This window comes from Segnochrobactrum spirostomi (assembly GCF_009600605.1).
In the GTDB taxonomy this organism is placed as follows: domain Bacteria; phylum Pseudomonadota; class Alphaproteobacteria; order Rhizobiales; family Segnochrobactraceae; genus Segnochrobactrum; species Segnochrobactrum spirostomi.
In genome coordinates this window covers 170837-190254 of sequence record NZ_VWNA01000002.1, presented here as the reverse complement: position 1 = coordinate 190254, position 19418 = coordinate 170837, and the positions used below count along the sequence as shown (strand labels likewise).

At 66.7% G+C, this 19418-nt stretch carries 16 protein-coding genes; 5 read left to right on the top strand and 11 right to left on the bottom strand.

What is annotated here, in order from left to right; genetic code table 11:
* Positions 1–2: 2 nt before the first annotated feature.
* The 9 genes from F0357_RS19435 to F0357_RS19395 all read right to left on the bottom strand — a co-directional run bounded on the left by F0357_RS19435 (position 3) and on the right by F0357_RS19395 (position 11295).
* On the bottom strand, positions 3–983 hold the full coding sequence (locus tag F0357_RS19435; RefSeq protein ID WP_153488069.1) for an alpha-ketoacid dehydrogenase subunit beta: 981 nt from the start codon (positions 981–983) through the stop codon (positions 3–5).
* On the bottom strand, positions 971–2002 hold the full coding sequence (locus F0357_RS19430) for a thiamine pyrophosphate-dependent dehydrogenase E1 component subunit alpha (protein ID WP_153488065.1): 1032 nt from the start codon (positions 2000–2002) through the stop codon (positions 971–973). The genes F0357_RS19435 and F0357_RS19430 overlap by 13 nt, the downstream gene beginning before the upstream one ends.
* A gap of 91 nt (positions 2003–2093) precedes the next feature.
* Complete coding sequence (locus tag F0357_RS19425; protein ID WP_153488060.1) at positions 2094–2837, bottom strand: SDR family NAD(P)-dependent oxidoreductase; 744 nt, start codon at positions 2835–2837, stop codon at positions 2094–2096.
* Between the two features lie 26 nt (positions 2838–2863).
* Positions 2864–3949: a CobW family GTP-binding protein gene (locus F0357_RS25325; protein ID WP_153488056.1), complete on the bottom strand. Its 1086-nt coding sequence runs from the start codon at positions 3947–3949 to the stop codon at positions 2864–2866.
* Positions 3950–3959: 10 nt separating this feature from the next.
* Positions 3960–5348 carry an amidohydrolase family protein gene (locus F0357_RS19415; protein ID WP_153488052.1) on the bottom strand — a complete coding sequence of 463 codons (1389 nt, stop codon included), beginning with the start codon at positions 5346–5348 and terminating at the stop codon, positions 3960–3962.
* Between the two features lie 17 nt (positions 5349–5365).
* Positions 5366–7867: an ATP-binding cassette domain-containing protein gene (locus F0357_RS19410; RefSeq protein ID WP_153488049.1), complete on the bottom strand. Its 2502-nt coding sequence runs from the start codon at positions 7865–7867 to the stop codon at positions 5366–5368.
* Positions 7864–8865 carry an ABC transporter permease gene (locus F0357_RS19405; RefSeq protein ID WP_153488039.1) on the bottom strand — a complete coding sequence of 334 codons (1002 nt, stop codon included), beginning with the start codon at positions 8863–8865 and terminating at the stop codon, positions 7864–7866. The genes F0357_RS19410 and F0357_RS19405 overlap by 4 nt, the downstream gene beginning before the upstream one ends.
* Positions 8866–8944: 79 nt before the next feature.
* Complete coding sequence (locus F0357_RS19400; protein ID WP_153488035.1) at positions 8945–10078, bottom strand: ABC transporter substrate-binding protein; 1134 nt, start codon at positions 10076–10078, stop codon at positions 8945–8947.
* Positions 10079–10293: 215 nt separating this feature from the next.
* The gene (locus F0357_RS19395; RefSeq protein WP_153488031.1) at positions 10294–11295 is read right to left on the bottom strand and encodes a Gfo/Idh/MocA family protein; all 1002 of its coding nucleotides are present in this window, start codon (positions 11293–11295) and stop codon (positions 10294–10296) included.
* A gap of 545 nt (positions 11296–11840) precedes the next feature.
* Between F0357_RS19395 and F0357_RS19390 the strand changes: the two genes are divergently transcribed.
* Positions 11841–13895, top strand: a complete 2055-nt coding sequence (locus F0357_RS19390; protein WP_153488028.1) for an FIST N-terminal domain-containing protein — start codon at positions 11841–11843, stop codon at positions 13893–13895.
* A gap of 64 nt (positions 13896–13959) precedes the next feature.
* On the opposite strand, the gene F0357_RS19385 is transcribed toward F0357_RS19390, so the two are convergent.
* Both F0357_RS19385 and F0357_RS19380 read right to left on the bottom strand, forming a co-directional pair.
* Positions 13960–14700, bottom strand: a complete 741-nt coding sequence (locus F0357_RS19385) for a response regulator transcription factor (RefSeq protein ID WP_153488024.1) — start codon at positions 14698–14700, stop codon at positions 13960–13962.
* Positions 14693–15646 carry a sensor histidine kinase gene (locus F0357_RS19380; RefSeq protein WP_246161774.1) on the bottom strand — a complete coding sequence of 318 codons (954 nt, stop codon included), beginning with the start codon at positions 15644–15646 and terminating at the stop codon, positions 14693–14695. Before F0357_RS19380 ends, F0357_RS19385 begins: the two co-directional genes overlap by 8 nt.
* Before the next feature lie 739 nt (positions 15647–16385).
* Between F0357_RS19380 and gvpA the strand changes: the two genes are divergently transcribed.
* The 4 genes from gvpA to F0357_RS19360 all read left to right on the top strand — a co-directional run bounded on the left by gvpA (position 16386) and on the right by F0357_RS19360 (position 19233).
* Positions 16386–16598, top strand: a complete 213-nt coding sequence (gvpA, locus tag F0357_RS19375; RefSeq protein ID WP_153488019.1) for a gas vesicle structural protein GvpA — start codon at positions 16386–16388, stop codon at positions 16596–16598.
* 333 nt (positions 16599–16931) lie between these two features.
* A complete protein-coding gene (locus F0357_RS19370; protein WP_153488013.1) occupies positions 16932–17672 on the top strand; it encodes a hypothetical protein in 741 nt (246 codons plus the stop codon).
* A gap of 155 nt (positions 17673–17827) precedes the next feature.
* Positions 17828–18886 (top strand): gas vesicle protein GvpN, encoded by a 1059-nt coding sequence (gvpN, locus tag F0357_RS19365; RefSeq protein WP_153488008.1) that lies wholly within the window; start codon positions 17828–17830, stop codon positions 18884–18886.
* On the top strand, positions 18883–19233 hold the full coding sequence (locus tag F0357_RS19360) for a hypothetical protein (RefSeq protein WP_312861738.1): 351 nt from the start codon (positions 18883–18885) through the stop codon (positions 19231–19233). The genes gvpN and F0357_RS19360 overlap by 4 nt, the downstream gene beginning before the upstream one ends.
* Positions 19234–19418 lie beyond the last annotated feature (185 nt).

The following is a 19418-nucleotide window of genomic DNA, read 5'->3' as shown; positions in this document are numbered from 1 at the left end:
CCCTACCCGTTCATGACGCGGCTGACCCGCGCGACGATCCGATCCACCGAGGGGATCGCGAGATCTTCGAGATGGTCGGCGGCCGGCAGCGGGATGTGCGGCGTGGTGATGCGGACGATCGGTCCGTCGAGATCCCAGAACGCCTCGTCGGCGACGATCGAGGCGATCTCGGCACCCCAGCCGCATAGGCGGGGATTTTCCTCGACGGTGAAGAGCCGGCCGGTCTTGGCGACCGAACCGAGGATCGTCCGGGTGTCGAGCGGCACCAGCGAGCGCAGGTCGACGACCTCGGCCTTGATGCCGTGGTCGCGTTCCAGGATCGCCGCCGCCTCGAGCGAGCGCGGCACCATCATCGCGAGCGCGACGATGGTGCAATCGCTGCCCGCCTTCAGGATCTTCGCCGTCCCGAGGGTGTCGATGATCTCGCCGTCCGGCACCTCGCCCTTGGTGGCGTAGAGCGCCTTGTGCTCATGGAAGATCACCGGATCGTTGTCGCGGATGGCGGCGGCCATCAGGCCGACCACGTCGGCCGGCGACGACGGCGCGACGACCTTCAGCCCCGGGATCATCATCGACCAGTTCTCGACCGACTGGGAGTGCTGGGCACCGAAGCGGACGCCGCCGCCGTTGCCGGTGCGCACCACCAGCGGGCAGCCCATCTGGCCGTTGGTCATGTAGCGGGTCTTGGGGAATTCGTTGGCGATATAGTCGAAGCAGACCGCGATGAAGTCCGAGAACATGATCTCGGCGATCGGCCTCAAGCCGGTCATCGCCGCGCCCATGGCGGCACCGAGGATGGCCTGCTCCGAGATCGGGGTGTCGCGGACGCGGCGCGGCCCGAAGCGGTCATAGAGACCGACGGTCGCCTTGAAGACGCCGCCCGCCTTGGCGATGTCCTCGCCGATCATGACGACGCGCTCGTCGCGCTCCATTTCCTGCGCGATGCCGCGGATCACCGCGTCGCGATAGCTCAGTTCCGCCATGCCCAGCCCCCATCGGCGTAGACGTCCGTCGTCAGGAGCTCGACCGGCGCCGGCGGCGAGGCCTTGCAGACCTCCGTCGCCTCGTCGACCTTGCGCTTGCTCTCCGCCTCGATGGCCGCGATCGTGTCGCCCGCCACGCCGTGCTCTTCGAGCCGCGCGCGGTAGATCTTCAAGGGATCGCGCTCCAGCCATTTTTCGAGCTCGCCCGACGGGCGATATTTGGCCGGATCGGCGCGCGAATGGCCGGAATGGCGATAGGTCAGCGCCTCGATGAGCGACGGGCCCTCGCCGGCGCGCGCCTTCTCGATCGCGGCCCGCGCGGTGCGGAAGACGACGTCGGCATCGTTGCCGTCGATCACGATCTTTTCGAGCCCATAGGCCCCTGCGCGGTCGCCAGCCGGGTTCTCGACCGGGATCACCTCGTGGATCGGCGTATATTCCATGTAGAGATTGTTCTCGCAGACGAAGACGACCGGCAGCTTCCAAATCGCCGCGAAATTGAGCGCCTCGTGGAAGGCGCCGATGTTCGTCGTGCCGTCGCCGAAGAAGCAGACCGCGACGTCCGGCTCGCCGAGATATTGCGCCCGCCAGGCCGAGCCGCAGGCGATCGGGAGATGGGCGCCGATGATGGCGTAAGATCCCATGACACCGTGCTCGACGGAGGTCAGGTGCATCGAGCCGCCTTTGCCGCGCATCAGCCCGACATCGCGCAGCATCAGTTCGCCGAGCATCTTCTCCATGCCGACGCCGCGCGCCAGCGTGTGGGCATGGCCGCGATAGGTGCAGAACGACTTGTCATTCTTCTCCATCGCGACGCCGAAGGCGGCAGCAATCGCCTCCTGCCCCAAAGACAAATGGCTCGTTCCCTTGATCAAGTTCTGCATGAACAGATCATAGGCGCGCTTCTCGCAATCCCGAATTTCGACTTGTAGCCGGTAAAGCTCGAGTCTCTTCTCGATGCCGATATCGTCATTGGCCGACTGCACGGTCACGGCAGTCGTGCCGCCCTTTCGATTCATTGGTTTTTCTCCCGAACCGGCGCTTCGCGGCAAAGTGCCAAATGAAGCCGGTCAAACGCTGGGAAAGATTCTCATTCTGGATATCCGGCGCTCAGCCGTTCAGCCCGCCGTCGACATTGATCGTCGCGCCGGTGATGTAGGCGGCGTCCGGTCCGGCCAGGAACGCGACGACGCCGGCAATCTCCGCGGGCTCGGCATAGCGGGCGAGCGGGATGCGCTTGACCATCTCGTGATGATAGTCGGTCGTGTCCGGGTTCATGTCGGTGTTGATGTGGCCGGGCTGGATCGCGTTGACGAGGATGCCGCGGGCGCCGAGATCGTGGGCCCAGCTCCGCGCGAGGCTGCTCACCCCGGCCTTGGTCGCGTTGTAGACGGCGATCGCCGCGCCGCCGGCCCGCTCCGCGAGCGTGCTCGAGATGTTGATGATGCGGCTGCCCGGCTGCATCGTCTTCGAGACTTCGCTCGTCAGATAATAGACCGAGTCGAGATTGACGTTCATCGCGCGCTCATAATCGGGGAACGCGATGTCGCCGATCATGCCGACGGTGAAGATCCCGGCGCAGTTGACCAGGATGTCGATCCGGCCGAAATCGGCGAGCACCGCCTTCGCCACGTCGGGCAGCGTCTCGGGATTTTCCAGGTTGGCGTGATAGCCCTTGGCGCGGACGCCGAGCGCCCCCGCTTCCTTCTCCGTCTCGCGCGCCGCGGCTTCAGACGTGCCGTACAGGAACGCGACATCGGCGCCCTCGCGGGCGAGCCGCCGGACCACCTCACAGCCGACGCCGCGGGCGCCACCGGTGACGAGGGCGATCTTGCCCTCCAGAATCTTCGCCATGTCTTCCTCCCACCGATTTCTTGTCTTTAGAACCGCGCGAGCGGCGCATCTTTGGTCGCCACGCCGCCGAGCACGGCGGCGATCTCTTCCGCCGCCTGCTGCGACGGCGGGAACCCGATCACCACGAGCCGCGTCGCGGGCGCCCTGCCCTCGCCGCCCTCACCGGCGGCGCCGTCCCAGCCGCGCAGGCGCAGCGGCCGGTGGAAGTGCCGGCCGATGCCGTGGATGACCAGCGGGCGAGCATCGTCCCGGGTGTGGATGATGCCCTTCGTCCTCAGGATGTGGTCGCCGTGGCGGTCGAACAGGGTGCGCATCGCCTGCTCGGCGATCGGCCAATCGATCGGCGCGCTCGCCCGGATCGACCACGAGCCGATCTCCGCCGCATGCGTGACCTCGGCCGCCTCGGCGCCGGTGCCGAGCCACGTCGGGCTGCCGGCGCGGCCGGCCTCGCGGCTCCGTCCGCTCAGGAAATCGCCGGCATCCGACGGCTCGGTCGTGACGAGCGGAACGGCATTGAGCGCGCGCAGCCGCGCGATCACGGCCGCCGTCGCCTCGGGGTCGACGAGGTCCGTTTTGGTGACGAGCACCATGTCGGCGAGCGCGAGCTGCCGGTAGCCGACCGGATCGCGGTCGAGATGGTCCGGCCCGAACGCCGCGTCGAACAGGCACAAGACGCCGCCATAGCGTAGCCGGCTGCGCAGATGCGGGTCGAAGCAGACCTGCCTGACGAGCGGGCCCGGGTCCGCCGCGCCGCTCGTTTCGATCAGCACCCGTTCGATCGGCCGCCCGCCGGCCGGGCCGAACGCAAGGAGCTGGCGGACCGCATTGGCGAGATCGGTGCCGCGCGCGCAGCACAGACAGCCGTTCGAGAGCAGGACGACGCCGGACGCGCCCGCATCGGCGATGACCGACTGGTCGATCCCGACATCGGCGAGCTCGTTGACGATCACGGCCGTGCCCGCCATCTCCGGCGCCTGCAACAGCGCCGAGATGAGGGTGGTCTTGCCGCTTCCGAGATAGCCGGTGACGATGGTGATCGGCACGCGCGGCGGATCGGCCGGCGCCGTGCGGCCGTGGTCTGTCCGATCGTCTGGCTTCTCGAAGGCGAGCACGGCGCGTCCCTCAGAATTCCGACTCTTCGTGCGCCTCGTAGGGACGCGGCAGCCAGGAGCCGTCGGTCGGCACGCCGGCCCGCTCGAACAGCCCGTCGCGGGCGGTGTCCACCTTGCGGCGCAGGTCTGCGAGATCGACCCCGATCAGCTTGCCGTGGCGCTTGCGCGCCTGGCCCGCGACGAACACGGAATCGATGTTGCCGACATGGGCCGCCTCGACCACCGCGCCCGGCGCGTGGTTGATCGGGAACATGTTGAGCCGGTTGGTGTCGATCAGGACGAGATCGGCCTGCTTGCCGACGGTGAGCGAGCCGGTCTTGTCGCCGACGCCCGAGGCTTCGGCACCCCTCAGCGTCGCGAACTCGAGCACGTCGCGCGTCATCAGCGGGAGGGGATCGACGCCCCGCTTCTCCTTGAGCGCGAGGTCGTTGACGACCGATCGGGTGCCGGCGAGCAGCGCCCGCATGGCGCTGAACATGTCGCCGGCAACGGTGGTGACGATGTCGATCGAAATCGACGGCCGGATGCCGACCTCCATCAGCTTCAGCGTCGCCGGGAAGCCGTGGCCCATGTGGAGCTCGAGTTCCGGCGAGATCGAGGCCTTGCCGCCGGTATCCGCCATCAGGCGGAAGTCCTCGTCATGCAGCGTCGTGCAGTGGACGTAGGTGGTGTCGTCGGCGAGAAGGCCGCGCTCGTTGAGCTGCACCAGCGGCTTGCTCATGCCCCACAGGCCGTCGCCGACATGGACGGTGATCTTGAGGCCGAGCTCGCGCGCCTTGCGGAAATCCTCCTCGGTGACGTCGAGGGTGGCGAATTGCGGCCCGCGCGCCGCGAAGGACATCGTGACGAGGCCGTCGTCGGAGGCGAAATGGGTTTTGCGGACGCGGGCGACGTCGTCGAAGTTGGTCCGCTTGTCGCTGACCGGGAACCATTCCTGGTTCGAATTGCCGTAGCCGAACACCGCCCGAAGGCCGGCGTCCTTGAGGCCCTTCACGGCAGCATCGGAATGGTCCGGCGTGTTGTTGTTGTGCGACCAGTCGTAAAGGGTGGTGATGCCGGCATCGAGCGCCTCGAGCGATCCGAGCAGGTTCGCGACATACATGTCGTCGGGCGTGTAGAGATCGCCCATCACCCCGCGCACGCCGGCGAAATATTGCGCGAGCGTCCAGTCGGCGCCGGTCGAGCGCAACAGCGATTGCCAGGTATGGCGGTGGGTGTCGACGAAGCCGGGAACGGCGATCATCCCCGTCGCGTCGATCGTCTCGTCCGCGGTCGCCGAAACGGACGGCCCGATGTCGGCGAATTTGTCGTCCTTGATCAGGATGTCGCCCTTGCGGAGCTCGCCGACCTTGGGGTCCATGCTGATGATCGTGGCGTTCTTGATCAGCGTCGTGGACATGAATTGCTCCCTAAAGCTTATCCGTGCGCGCGGCTTTTGCCGCGCAATTGACTGAACACTGCCGCGCCCGCGATGACCGCGATGCCGGCGAGCCATTGTTGCCAAGCGGTGTCGATGTTGAGGAAGGTCGTGACGTTGAGCGTCACCTGCACCAACAAGGCTGCGACCAGGACCGACAGCAGCGACAGCCGCCCGCCGGAGATCTTGGCACCGCTGATGACGAAGGCCGTGATCCCCATCAAGGTATATTCCGTGCCGGTCGTCGCCGATCCGGTGCCGATCTGCGCGGCGAGCAGGAGGCCGGCGATGCCGGAGCACAGCGCGCCGACGATGTAGGCGGCATAGGTCACCGCCGCGCCGGAGACGCCGAGCCGCCGCGCCGCGGCCGGGTCCGAGCCCCACGCGCGCATACGCCGGCCGAATTTCGTGAAGCGGATCGCCCCGGCGAGCCCGATCGTGGCCACGAGCGCGATGAGGAGCCCGAGCGGCATGAACAGGACGGGCGCCGCGATGGCGTCCATGAAATCGCCGTTGATGGTTCCGGCCGGCTCCGGCCGCAGCAGCAGCGAGAAGCCGCCGATCGCGACATAGGTCGCGAGCGTGACGACGATCGGCGGCAGCCCGATCAGGCGGATGACGAGAACGTGGAACAGCCCGATCGCCGCGGCGACGGCGAGGCAGATCGCGATCCCGCCGGCGAGCGACGACGTGCTGTCGGAGAGCACGAAGGAGGCGAGCACGACCATCAGGCCGGCGAGCGGGCCGGGCGACAGATCGAGCCCGCCGACCGAGAACACGCAGGCCTGCCCGAGGGCGACGAAGGCGAGGATGGCGAGCAGGCCCGCCATCGTCATCAGGTTGAACTCGGTCAGGTAGTACGGATTGGCGATCGCGGCCGCGGCCATGATGGCGAGCGTCACCGCGCCGACGGGTAGGATGGGCGCGAGATCGCCCTTGAGGAAGCGCTTCGCTGCCGTGGAGCGGGCCGCCTGGGTCTCCTCCACCTTGCCGTCGCCACCGCCGACCATGGCGGCCGCGATGTTGGTCTCGGTCGCCGCGGCGCCTTCGAGGGTGGCGGCGACGCGGCCGGCGGAGAACACGTGGACGACGTCGCAGAGGCCCTGCAATTCCAAAGCGTCGGCGCAGAGAACCAGGATCGCCGTACCGTCCGCGGCGAGGGCCCGCAGCGCCTTGTAGATCTCGAACCGCGCGCCGACATCGACGCCCTTGGTCGGCTCGTCGATGAGGAGAACCTTGGGCTTGGCGGCGATTTCGCGGGTCAGCAGCAGCTTCTGCTGATTGCCCCCGGAGAGCTGCGACGGGGTTGCGAAGAGCCCCGGCATCTTGACCGCGAAGCGCTCGACCATGCGCGAGGCCAAGGCGGTCTCGACCCGCCCCGACAGGAAGGCGCCGCGCGCGACCTCGCCGAGCACCGGAACGGTGAGGTTCTCGGTGATGGAGAGCGTCTTGAACAGGCCCTCGGTGTGCCGGTCGTCGGTGATGAAGCCGATGCCGCCGGCGAGTGCAGCGGCGCGGTCGCCGGGAGGGACCGGCTTGCCGTCGCACGTCACGGTCCCCGTCTTCACCGCTTCGAGGCCGGCGAGAGCGCGCAGGAAGGACCGCTGCCCCTGCCCCTCGATGCCGGCGAGACCTACGATCATGCCCGCCTTGAGGTCGATCGAGACGTCGGCGAAGCCGTCGCCGCCGAGCGACCGGCTGGACAGGCGGACGGGGCCGGGCGTCGGCGTCTTCTCGGGGAAGAGCCGGTCCATGGTGCGGCCGGCGATCTTGGCGACGATGTCGGCCTCGTCGACGGCGACCCGCGGCATCGTCGCGATATGGCGACCGTCGCGGATCACCGTCACCAGATCGGCGATCTGGAGAACCTCGCGCAGGCGATGCGAGATGTAGACGATCGCGACGCCCTGGCGGGCCCGCTCGCGCAACAGCCCGAACAGCCGCTCGACCTCGCTGCGGCTGAACGGCTCGGTCGGCTCGTCGAGGATTAGGAGGCGCGGCTTCAACAGCATCGCCTTGGCGATCTCGACGACGTGCCATTGGGCGATCGTCAGATCGGAGAGGCGATCGTCGGGGTGGATGCCCATGCCGTTCTCGGCGATCTCGGCCAAAGCCGCCGCGACGCCGGCGCGCGACGGCAGGGCGCCGTCGAGGCCGAGGGCGATGTTCTCGCGCACCGTGAGATCGGGGGCGATCGCCGGATGCTGGTGGACCACGGCGACGCCGCGCCGGCGCATGGTGGCGGGCGAGGCATCGTGCACCACCTCGCCGTCGAACACGATCCGGCCCTCGTTGGGCACGACCACGCCGGACGCGACATTGATGAGGGTCGACTTGCCGGCGCCGTTCTCGCCCACGATCGCGTGGATCAGACCGGGCTCGAGATCGACGGTGACGTCGTTCAAGGCCACGACGGCGCCGTAGCGCTTGGTCACGGATTCGAGCCGCATCAGCGGCCGAAGCGCGGTCGTGGTCGCGGCGGCGGCGTTGATCATGTTCATCGCCCGATCCAGCGCGGCACGATGGTGTGGACGCTCGCGCCGACGATGACGATGGCGCCCTGGAGCAGATATTGGGCCGACCGCTCGAGGCCCGCCGCGATCAGCATCTGGCCGAGCTGCGTCATGAAGACCGCCCCGATGACCGTCGCGAGCGGGCTCGCGCGCCCGCCGAGCAGGGAATTGCCGCCGATCACGACCGCGGCGACGGTGGCGAGAAGATAGGTCTGCCCGACATTGAGATTGGGCACCTTGAGTAGCCCGGCGAGCAGGATGCCGGCAACCGCGTAGCAGATCCCGGCGACGACATAGGCGCCGATCTCATAGCGGGCGATGCGGATGCCCGCGGCGCGGGCGGCGAGCGGGTTGGTTCCCGACAGGACGAAGCGCCGCCCGACGATCGTGCGCCCCAGGGCGATCATGGCGACGACGGTGATGATCGCGGCGACCACGACGGTGTTGGGCAGACCGACCGTGCGCCCGAGCGAGAAGCCACCGAGCAGATCCGGCGCATTGCCCGGAATGCCGTTCGACAGCCACAGTACAAATCCCATCAAGACCGCATTCATGCCGATGGTGGTGACGAGAGGGGCGATGCGGAAGCGGACGATGAAGACGCCGTTGACGAGCCCGACGATCGCGGCGACGCCGCCGGCCATCAGGCAGCGGCCGAGGACCTCCGGCAGCGACGCCGTCTCTGGCAGGGCATAGGTCGCCAGCACGCAGACGAGGGAGATCGCGCCGCCGGCGGAGAGATCGAGCCCGCGCTGCTGGACCACGAGTTGCTGACCGATTGCCGCAACGCCGAGGATCGCCGCGAACGGGAACATCGCATAGAGCGCCGCCGGCGACAGCGAGCTCGGGGCGAGCCACGCGGAGGCCGCTGCGAGCAGGATCACGGCGATCACGGCGAGGCCGTCACCGGCCCCGATCCAGCGCCGTAACACCTGGCCCGCCGTGGCCCTCGCCGAGGGGGCCGCCTGTCCGCCCGCTACGCTCATGTCGTACCCCGCTTCACCACCGCGCCGGATACCGGCGCCGGAAAGGGCGACCCGGACGGGACCGCCCTCGCCTCGTCGCTTATTTCAGCAGCGCCTTGAGCTCGTCGGTGCTCAGCCCCGAGGAGAGCAGCGCGTCCGGCGGCAGCGACTTGTCGCACGCCGGCTGCAGCTTCGGGTCCGACGAGAAGGTGTCTTCGACGAGCGGCAGTTCGATGATCGAGGGCTCGTCGTTCGGGATGCCCTCGGCCGCCGCGACGCCCTTACGCAAGGCGAGGCGGACGATCCAGTTGCGGCCCGAGACGTTGCCCATCTGGAAGTTCGGATTCTGCGCCTTGTGCTCCTGCCAGAAGCAGCCGAGCTCGTTCGCATCCTGCGCGGCCCAGAGCGGAATGGGCCGGCCAGCGGCGACGAAGGCGCGCAGCGCGCCCATCGAGCCGAGGCCGTAATCCGAATAGACGGCGTCGATCTTGTCGTATTTGGCGAGCAGGCCGGACATCACGCGCTGGGTCTCGGCCGGGTCCCAGTTGGTCGTCACCGGACCTTCGAGGACCTTGATGCCCGGATATTTGGCGAACACTTCCTTCCAACCCACGGCTTCGGCCGCCGAGGTCGGATTGCCCGGCGTGCCGCCGAGCACGATGACGTTGCCCTTGCCGTTCAGATGGTCAGCGATCCACTGCGCCTTGACGCGGCCGTTCGCCTCGACGCTCTCGGTCACCACCATCTCGTAGTCTTTGCCGCGCTCTCCGGGGAAATGGGCACCCACCATGTAGGGGATGACCACGGCGCCGGCGGAAGTCGCCTTGCGCATGGCGCGGATGACGGCCTCGCCGCCGTCCGGAAAGACGAGGATCACGTCGAACTTCTGCGCGACGAGCCCCTGGATGTCGGAAATCGCCTTCTGCACGTTGCCTTGCGCATCCGTGTAGCGGATCTCCTTGATGGTCGGGCACTTCTTGGCTTCCGACTCGAATTCGGCGCGGGTGATCTTGCGCCAGGAGTTCGAGCCGTAGCCGTCGGCGAGCGCGACCTTGATGTCCTTGGTGCCGCAGAACTTCGACATCGGCTGCATTTCGGACGGGGTGCCGACCTTGTCCTTGGCGAGGTCGACCTTCGCTTCGTCCGCCAGAGCGGCAGCGCTCGCGAGGGCACAGAAGGCGGCGACGGCCAGCAGCGATCCGCCGCGACGCGCGCGGCTTCCATGAGCTCTCATGTTTCCTCCCTCAACCGCTCGTTGCGGCCGCTTTTCTTATCTGTCGAGGTCTGCGTGACCCGGCGCGAACCGTGAAACGAGCGCTCCTGATGTCGCTCGCCGAAGGTCGTCTCGCTGCCCCTGGTCCTCTCCGCCTCGATTTTGACCCTCGCCCAAGGCGCGAAGCGGTTCCAGACCACGCTTATCCATTTTGGATATCGCTGAATCGGCCGGCGTCAGAATCGAACCGCGCCGCCGGACGCGACCGCCGCCCCCATCTTCTCCAGGAGCGCGGTGTTCGCCACCATGTCGGCCGTCGCGATGGGATAGGCCGCCTCGCCCAGCGCCGCCCGCGCGAAGGCCTCGAGATTGTCGAGCACGGCTTCCGCCGCAGGCGCCTCCTCGATATTGGTCAGCCCGGTCGCCGCATCGCTCGCCAGCACCAGCCAGCCGGTCGGATTTTCGACGTGCGACTTGTCGCGAATTTCCCGCCACCCCTTCGAGCCGTAAACGGCGAAGCGCGAGACGAACGGCACGCCGAGCGACGCCGAAATGTAGGCGTTGCCGCCGCCCTCGAAGGTGACGAGCGCGCCGAGGGTGTCGCCCTGGGGGATCGTCGAGACGAGGCGGTCGCAATAGGCCGATACGGAGACCGGTCGGCCGAGGATCGCGATCGCGAGATCGGTCAGGTGGATACCCGTCGCGGTCATGCCGGCGAGCGGCGCATGGGCGGGATCGAGCCGCCAGTTGCCGGCCGCGAGATGGACGAACTTGTCGTGGCTGAAGTTCGCCTCGATCTGCACGATGCGGCCGAGATCGCCGGCGCGGCAGGCTTCGAGCAAAGCCGCCATCGGCGGCTCAAAGCGGCGCTCGTGGCCGATGCCGAGAACGAGGCCGCGCTCCGCGCAGAGCCGCACGGCCGCGACGGCGTCCACTTCCGTGAGCGCGAGCGGCTTTTCGCAGAAAATATGCTTACCGGCTGCGGCGGCAAGGCGGATCTGTTCGGCATGAAAGACGTGGGGCGTGGCAAGGATGACGGCATCCACGTCGGGCCGCGCCAGGGCCTCGGCGAGATCGGCGACCGCCGCGTGCCCCGCCTCTTCCGCCGCGCGGCGGGCCTCGTCCCCCGGCTCCACGACGACCGCGATCCGCAGGCGGGTCGCTCGCCCGGTGATCAGCGTCGCCATCTTGCGACCCCACCAGCCATAGCCGGCCAGCGCGACATTGAGATTTTTCATGCGGGGGGCTCCACCTGTTTCAGGTCGAGCCGAAGCATAGAGACGGGCTTCCGTCCGCCCGCCGGTGATGATGTCGAAAATGGACAACCGCTTTCGGAGGCGGCGGCTCGGCGGTCGCTCGGCTCACGTCTTCTCTCCACCGGCAGCCGCATCAGAACGGGCAAAATCTCCCGTCGAGCCCTCCTCCGTGCCGATCGCGTGCGTCGTTGGGATTTCACGGCCAAATCCAGATATAATAATGTGAAGATTCCGCCTCTCGGATGAATGCCTTCTCAGGACATCTATCGCGACGAATACGTTCCATTATTCGCCTAAAGTCGAGTCGTGCGCAGTCGACCAGCCTGGAACAAGCCCCGCGTGCTGTGCTCCGAGACAGGTGAAACAAACCTCAAGCGCGCGTTCGGAGCGCCTCGGAGGTCTCTCGCAGAGGCGTGGACCTCTCAAGCGGTTCGCCGGGTCTCGAACGCCATCCGGGCCTTCGACCCCGATCGCAACGGCGGGAAACCGGCCGTCCTGCGCGAAGACGTGACTGATCGGAGCGCTCAATGTTCGGATTCCAAGGCTCGGGCCAGACGGCGGCCAAGGCGACCTCGAAGCCGGCCCATGTCGCGCCGGCTGCGCCGACGATCGCCGCCCAGCCGGCGCGGGAGACGGTGCCGCCGGTGAAGTCGATCCTGACGGACGACGGCCTGCGCGACCTTACAGCAGGGGATTTTGCCTTCGCGGGCGCGCCCGCCGCCCTCGTCGTCGCCTTCGTCTCGCCGCACGTCGATTTCGAGGCCGTCGTCGCCAAGCTCAAGCGCCTCGCCGCCCCCTCCCCCGTGATCGCGGCCTCCACGGCGGGCGAGCTCTGCGCGAACGGGACCGACAAGCTCTATTGCGAGGCGAACGGCACCTGGCGGACGGTGGTCCTGCAGGTGTTCTCACCCGATCTGTTCGATCGGGTGGAGGTGTTCTCGGTTCCGCTCCACAGTGAAGACCTCCATGCCGGCCGCCCCACCCTCGACCGTGACGCCCGCATCCACAAGATCGCCAAGTCCCTCGATGCGGCGGTCCCCTCCTTCCCGCTCGACGCGCGCCGCGCCTTCGCCCTGACCTTCATCGACGGCCTCTCGAATTCCGAGAGCTATTTCATGGAAGCGGTCTACGAGAACGGGCACTTTCCCTGCCTGTTCGTGGGCGGCTCGGCGGGCGGCAAGCTCGACTTCAAGAACACATATCTGTTCGACGGCACCCGCGTGCTCGAGAACCACGCGGTGGTGACCTTCATCCGGATGGCTCCGGGCCAGCGCTACGGCGTGATGAAGAGCCACAATTTCAAGCGGATCGGCCCGACCTTCGTGGTGGTCGACGCCGATATCGACCGGCGCACGGTCAGCGCCGTCATGGATGGCCGCGCGAACGGCGTCGTGTCCTTTGTCCGTGCCCTCTCCGCCGCCCTGAAGGTCGAACCGAAGAACCTGATGTCCGCGCTGAGCGGCAAGACGTTCGGCATCGAAATCAACGGCGAGATCTTCGTCCGCTCGATCTCCGGTATCGATGTGGAGCGGGAAGTCGTTTCGTTCTATTGCGACGTCGGGTCGGGCGACGAGTTGGTGATGCTCGAGGCCACCGATTTCGTGGAGCAGACGAAGCGCGACGTGGCCCGGTACCTCACTGGAAAACCGGCGCCCGCGGCCATCCTGATGAACGATTGCATCCTTCGGCGCCTCGGCAACGCCAAGGCCCTCGACAAGGTCAACGGACTTCCCGCGATCCCCATCGCAGGCTTCTCGACCTTCGGCGAACTTTTCGGCATCAATATCAATCAGACGCTGTCGGCCATCTTCTTCTTCACCAACGTGGAAGGCGAGTACGAAGACGAATTCATCGACAACATGCCGGTCCACTATGCCAGGTTCGTCAACTATTTCACCGGGCGGCGGCTGAGGCGGGTCGAGATCCTGAACCGGCTACGCTCGGGCATCATCGACCGAATCTCGGAGCACCTGAGCGTCACCGGAAAGATCGAGCACGCGTTGTCCGAGGTGGTCGGCGTCGGCCACATCATCGATGGTATCCGCAACGCGATGGTCGGCCGCACGAACGGCGACGACCCGAGCGACGCCTCGCGTGCCGCGGAGCTCGCCGATCGGTTCGACGGCCTGAGCCACTCCCTCGTCGCCCTGCGCGAGGTGCTCGGCGTCATCGACTCCATCACCGGGCAGACCAACCTGCTCGCCCTCAACGCGACGATCGAGGCGGCGCGGGCCGGCGAGGCTGGGCGCGGTTTCGGCGTCGTCGCCAGCGAGGTGAAAAAGCTCGCCACGGACACCAAGACGACCCTGACCCAGACTCAGACCGCCGTCGGCACCATCGAGGAATCGCTCCGCCACCTCGGCACCATCATCGAGGCGACCAAGCTGCAATTCGCCCGCGACAGCGAGCGCTACAAGGCGATCCTCGAGAACGTCGAGGAAATCTTCGCCCAGTCCGGCACCATCGAGCGCTCCCTCGGCGGCCTGTCGGACCTCGTCGGCTCACATCACGACGCGGTCGAGGAGATGCAGGGCTACATCGCCTTCCTGCGGCAACTCGATCTCGGCAATCAGGCGGCTTGAACGCCGCCGACACGGGGGACTTCCGCTCGGCGCGACGGGATCGCAGGCGGCTCCACCGCCTGGGCTAACGTCTGGCGACGACGCGCAAAGCTGGCGGACCAGCCGGCATTGGGCCGCATCTACGGTTCGGGAAATTGCAAACGGCAGGGCCATCGGATCCAGAATGAACGGACCGCCCACAATTCATGGGATTATGCGTGGCCTTGGGGCAGACGCCGACGACGCGGGCAAGCTCGACCGGAGACTGCACGCCCATTTTGTGCAGCACGTTGATGCGGTGTCCCTCGACGGCCTTGACGCTGAGGTTGAGCTCCCGCGCGGCCGCCTTGTTGGGTAGCCCCCGGAGCATGCAGTCGAGCACCGAGCGCTCCCGCTCCGTCAGCATCTCGAGCTTGCCGCGGATGCCATCGCAGATGACCTCGCAAACATAGTTGTTCGCATCCCAGCGGATCCAGTGCTGCACCAGTTGCAGCATGATGGTGTCGTTGACCGGCTTCTCGAGGAAGTCGCGCGCGCCGGTCTGCAGCGCCCGCACCGCCATCACCACGTCCGCATGGCCGCTGATCATGATCACCGGCGCGGTCCAGCCGAGCTGACCGATCTGTTCGAGCACGTCGAGACCGTTGATGCCCGGAAGCCGGACGTCGAGAAGAATGCAGGCCGGCCGGCTGATCTGGGGGAGATCGAGGAAAGCCTGAGGATGCTGGAACACCTCGGTCTTCAACCCCACCGAACGGAACAGCGCAGCGAGCGAGGCATTGAGCCCCGGATCGTCGTCAACGACGTAGACGGTCGGCTCACGCATGATAGTGGTCCCTCTGCTGCCTGACAGGGACGCGGATCGTGAAGCGCGTCCCGATCTCGGGCTCCGGCACGGCCTCGATCGAACCGCCGAGCCGCTGCACCAAGGTGCGAGCGATCGAAAGCCCGAGGCCCGATCCGTGCTCCTTTGTGGTTATGAAGGGCTCGAAGATGCGCTCCCCGAGTTCCGTCGGCAGGCCGATGCCGGAATCGCGCACATCGATCCTCACCTTCGCCGCCTGCTCGAGGACCGCGCTGATAGCGAGACGGCGCCGGTCACGCGGCGCGTCGTCCATCGCTTGGATCGCATTGGTCACGAGGTTGAGAATGATCTGTTGTAGGATGATTTGATCACCCTGAATCGGCGGCAGATTGGTGGCGACGTCGACCTGGATCTGTACGGCCTGCTCGCGCATGGCCGGCTCGGCGAAGCCGAGCACCGCCTTGATGGCGCCCTCCACATTGGCGTTCGCGGAGGGTTGCGGCGCGCCGCGCAGGAATTGGCGTAGGCTTTTGATCACCTCGCCCGCCCGCGCCGCCTCCGCCCCGATGTTCAGGAGGACGTCCTCGAGGTCGCCGGCACGGATCGCGCGGCCGAGCAGCGTCCTGCGCGCTGCGCCGGCGAAATTGACGATGGCGCCGAGCGGCTGACTCAACTCATGTGCAAGTGCCATAGCCATCTCACCGAGCGCCGCCTGCCGGTCGGCACGCAAGAGCTTCTCGACCAATTCCTCGCTCGAACGCTGCGCCTCGCGCAGCGGCGTCTCGTCGGTAAAGGTCAGCGCGTAGAGGATCGGGACGGCTTTGGCGTCGTCCTGGAGGATCGGGAACCGCCGCGTTGCAAGGTATTGTGCGCCACCATCCGGGAGCGACCTTGTCAACTCGTGGCCGTCGCCAAGCTGAGGCTGATCTGATGCAATTTTCGATATATCTGACGGCGTCAAATTCAACCGAGCGAGTGCATTTGAAACTCTCATTCCAACTATATCGCCAGATTCTATACCAAAAATATTCCTAAAAGAACCATTTACTGAATGTACTGTATTAGTTCTTACGATTAATATACCGTCTGGAAAATTATTGTATGATTCCGAAATCAACGCCGCAATCAAATCACACTTATGACGATATTTTGAACTAAATTGATTCTTGAAGATGAGCGCAACGTGCTGACGCAGCGCCCCTGCACGCGAAAGTATCCGCAACCGCACGGAATCATATGCTGGTTCGCAGCTCCCATAACCTCTAAGATTGACAGCTCTCTTGTATATCACGGTTCACCGATGCATGCGCAGAGAAGCTTAGCGATATTATAAGAATCCTCTCAGGCTGAGGCTTGCCATCTTATTTAGTTTGCATAGACCACTAATCTGAGCGATCGGCTTTGTCCATAGGCGATTTCGAAGTCGCTGAATACAAACAAAACACTCGAATAACAACGCGCAAGATTTCTGAGGGCTGCGCCTCGGGGGCTGGGGGAATTCCCCCTACCATCAGGGATTCCCCGTGCCGTCCTGGGGACATCCCTCCGTTGTATCTCCGCACGGAAGGTTCAGACTAGGCCATCCCTAGCAAAAGGCGGGTTCTGTACGCCTATCGAAACGCTTCGGCTTCGGACATTGTAGTCGTGCTTGGCCGCTCCGCCGCGAGCATCCAGGCTTTCCCGAACATCTTTTGGTGGAGATTCCAATGGCCGTTGAAAAGATCAACGCTTCGAGCAGCCTCGCTGAAGTCGTGGACCGTATCCTCGACAAGGGCGTGGTTGTGGATGCTTGGGTTCGCGTGTCGCTCGTCGGCATCGAGCTGCTCGCGATCGAAGCCCGCGTCGTCGTCGCCGGCGTCGATACCTACCTGAAGTACGCCGAGGCCGTCGGCCTCACGGCGGGCGCTCAGGCGGCCTGACGATTCATCGGCCGGTTCTTTTAGACCGGCGGGTGCATTCGGCGTCGGCCGGCTCCCATCCGGTGCGTTCGGCTCTCGCGTCGCACCATCGGATCGGAGCTTGCCCGCCCCGGCCAGCCTTTCATCGGGCTGGCCGGACCGGGCGGCCGGCCGGAAACGTTTCCCGGTCAGGCGACGGTCTCACCGCCGCCGGACGGCTTCGGATGCCGGCCACGGATCATGTGGCCGCGCGACGCTCGGGCCGCGGATGCGGCGAGCGGAACTCGTGGGCCCGGACCTCTGGGCACAGACCTCGTCGCGGGCTCAGACCTCGTGGGCATAGGAGATCACATCATGTCTCTCGCCGGGCAGATCACCGACACCATCAACGCCATCGCCGCCGGGCGGGAAGCGCGTGCGCATTCCCTGGGCGCGATCCGCCAGGAGACGACGCGCTTTCTGAAGGACGCAAGGGCGTCTCAGCACCGCACCGCAGCGGCCCAGAAGAAGGCCCTTGCCGAGTCGGTGCGCACCACCAAGCTCGCGGCGGCCATCACCCTCGGCGCCGCCGCCCAGCAGATCGACGGCTATCGGAAGGCGCGCCAGCAGCGTGCCGAGCAGATCGTCGCGGACCTCGCAGCAGGTGCCGAGGCCCTGCGGGCGAACACCGCGGATTGGCTCGGCGGCACCTTCGCCACCCGTCGCCAGAAGGCGCTCGGCGATCAGCGTGACCGCGGCCAGGCGGTGGCAACGCTGCGCAAGGATGTCGGCGCGCTGCGCGCCAGCCATGCCGCCTTCCTCGACGCTCTGTCCGAGGATCGGGTGGCCGCCTCCGTGCTGTGGTTCGAGCGCAATGCCAAGCCGGCCGCCGCGAAGAGCGCTGGAAAGACCAAGTCCGACGCGACCGCCAAGCCGGCGCCCAAGGCTGCCGTGGAGAAGGTGGAAGCCGCGCCGATCGTCCAGGACGCCCAGCCCGTCGACGTGGTGAAGCCGGAGCCCGTGAAGGAGACGAAGGCTTCGAAGAGCGCCAAGACCGACGAGCCGAAGGTCGAGGACGTGAAGCCGCAGACCGACTTCATCCCGAGCTCGTTCTGAGCTTCGCACCGCGGCCGAGGCGCTCGAACAGGCGCCTCGGCCCCAACGCAAGAGAGCCCGCGGAGGCGCCGTCGCGCCGCGGGCGCCCCCTCCATCGGTCGACCGGGCGGCCGCGGGCCGCGCCGCTCACGCCGGCAAACGAATGTGGAGCCGACATGTCTCTCCTCTCCGCCGATGCTCGGCGTGCCGCGGACCTCGCGGAAGACGAAGAAGCGCCGCTGGTGCGCTGGACGCTCGACGAACGGCGCGGTTCCACGACCCTGGTGCCGAAGCCGCGAGCGGATTTCGTCGAGACGGAGCAGGTCCGTGAGCTGACCCGCCGCGGCCTCGGCTTCCTCAAGGCCGGCTATTCCCTGCATTTCCGCGGCCCCGCCGGCACCGGCAAGACGACGCTTGCGCTCCATGTCGCCGCCCAGCTCGGCCGTCCCGTGATCGTGGTGACGGGCGACAACGAGCTCGGCACGGCCGACCTCGTCGGCTCGCAGCGCGGCTATCATTATCGAAAAGTCGTCGATCAGTTCATCCACAACGTGACGAAGTTCGAAGAGACGGCGAACCAGCGCTGGACCGACCATCGCCTGACCACCGCCTGCCGCGAGGGGTACACCCTCGTCTATGACGAATTCACGCGCTCGCGGCCCGAGACGCACAATGTTCTTCTGAGCGTGCTCGAAGAGCGCATTCTCTTCTTGCCGGCGCAGTCCAAGGAAGAATCCTATATCCGCGTTCACCCGGACTTCCGCGCGATCTTCACAAGCAACCCGCAGGAATATGCCGGCGTCCACTCGAGCCAGGATGCCCTCGCGGACCGGCTCGCGACCATCGACGTCGGTTATCCCGACCGTGCCATGGAGCTCGCCGTCACCATGGCGCGCACAGGCCTGTCGCAGGCGGCCGCCGCCCGGATCATCGATCTCGTCCGCAGCTTCCGCGCCTCCGGCGACTATCAGCAGACCCCGACACTGCGCACGAGCCTGATGATCGCCCGGGTCTCGGCCCAGGAAGGCTACCGCGTCGCGGCAGACGACCCCCACTTCATACAGCTCTGCCTCGACGTGCTCGAAGCGCGGATCTTCACCGGCGCTCGGATCGAAGGCGAGGAACGCCACCAGCGCCGCGAGGTGCTGCTCGCCCTCATCGCGACCCATTGCCCGGCCGCGCCGACCCGCGCCCGGCGGTCTCCGAAGGCCCGCAACGAGGGGGATCGGTCGTGACCACCGAGCAGAAGACCCAGGGTAAGCGCGGCCTGCGCACGCTCGCCACGCTCCAGACCCGCCTCGTCAACGCGAAGCCCGCGAACCGCACCCAGGCGGTGAGCCGCTATGCCCGGCTCGAGAACGAGCGGATGCGCATCCAGCGCGAGCTCGATGCCTGGAACGCACGCCGGCTCGAGGCGGAGCGCATGCTCGCCGCGGTCGATGCCGAACTCGACACCATCAAGGCGATGCTGCTCGGCACGCCGGCGGCGGCGACCAAGACGACCAGTGCCCAGCGCACCAACGTGAGCAGCCGTGTCGCCCATCGGCGGCCGAGCGCAGCCCCGGCGCTGATCGAATATTGAACGCCGCCCGGCCCTCGGCCGGGCGACGTGAGCAGGAGATCGGGCGCTTCGGTTGGTGGGACCAGAGCGCCCGAGATCCAAGTCTCTCGAGAATCAAGTCTCTCGGGAACCAAGCCGCCGAGACGCATGGTCCGGCAAGACCCAAGGTCCGACGAGAGTCGAGTCCCCCCGCGGCACGACCAACA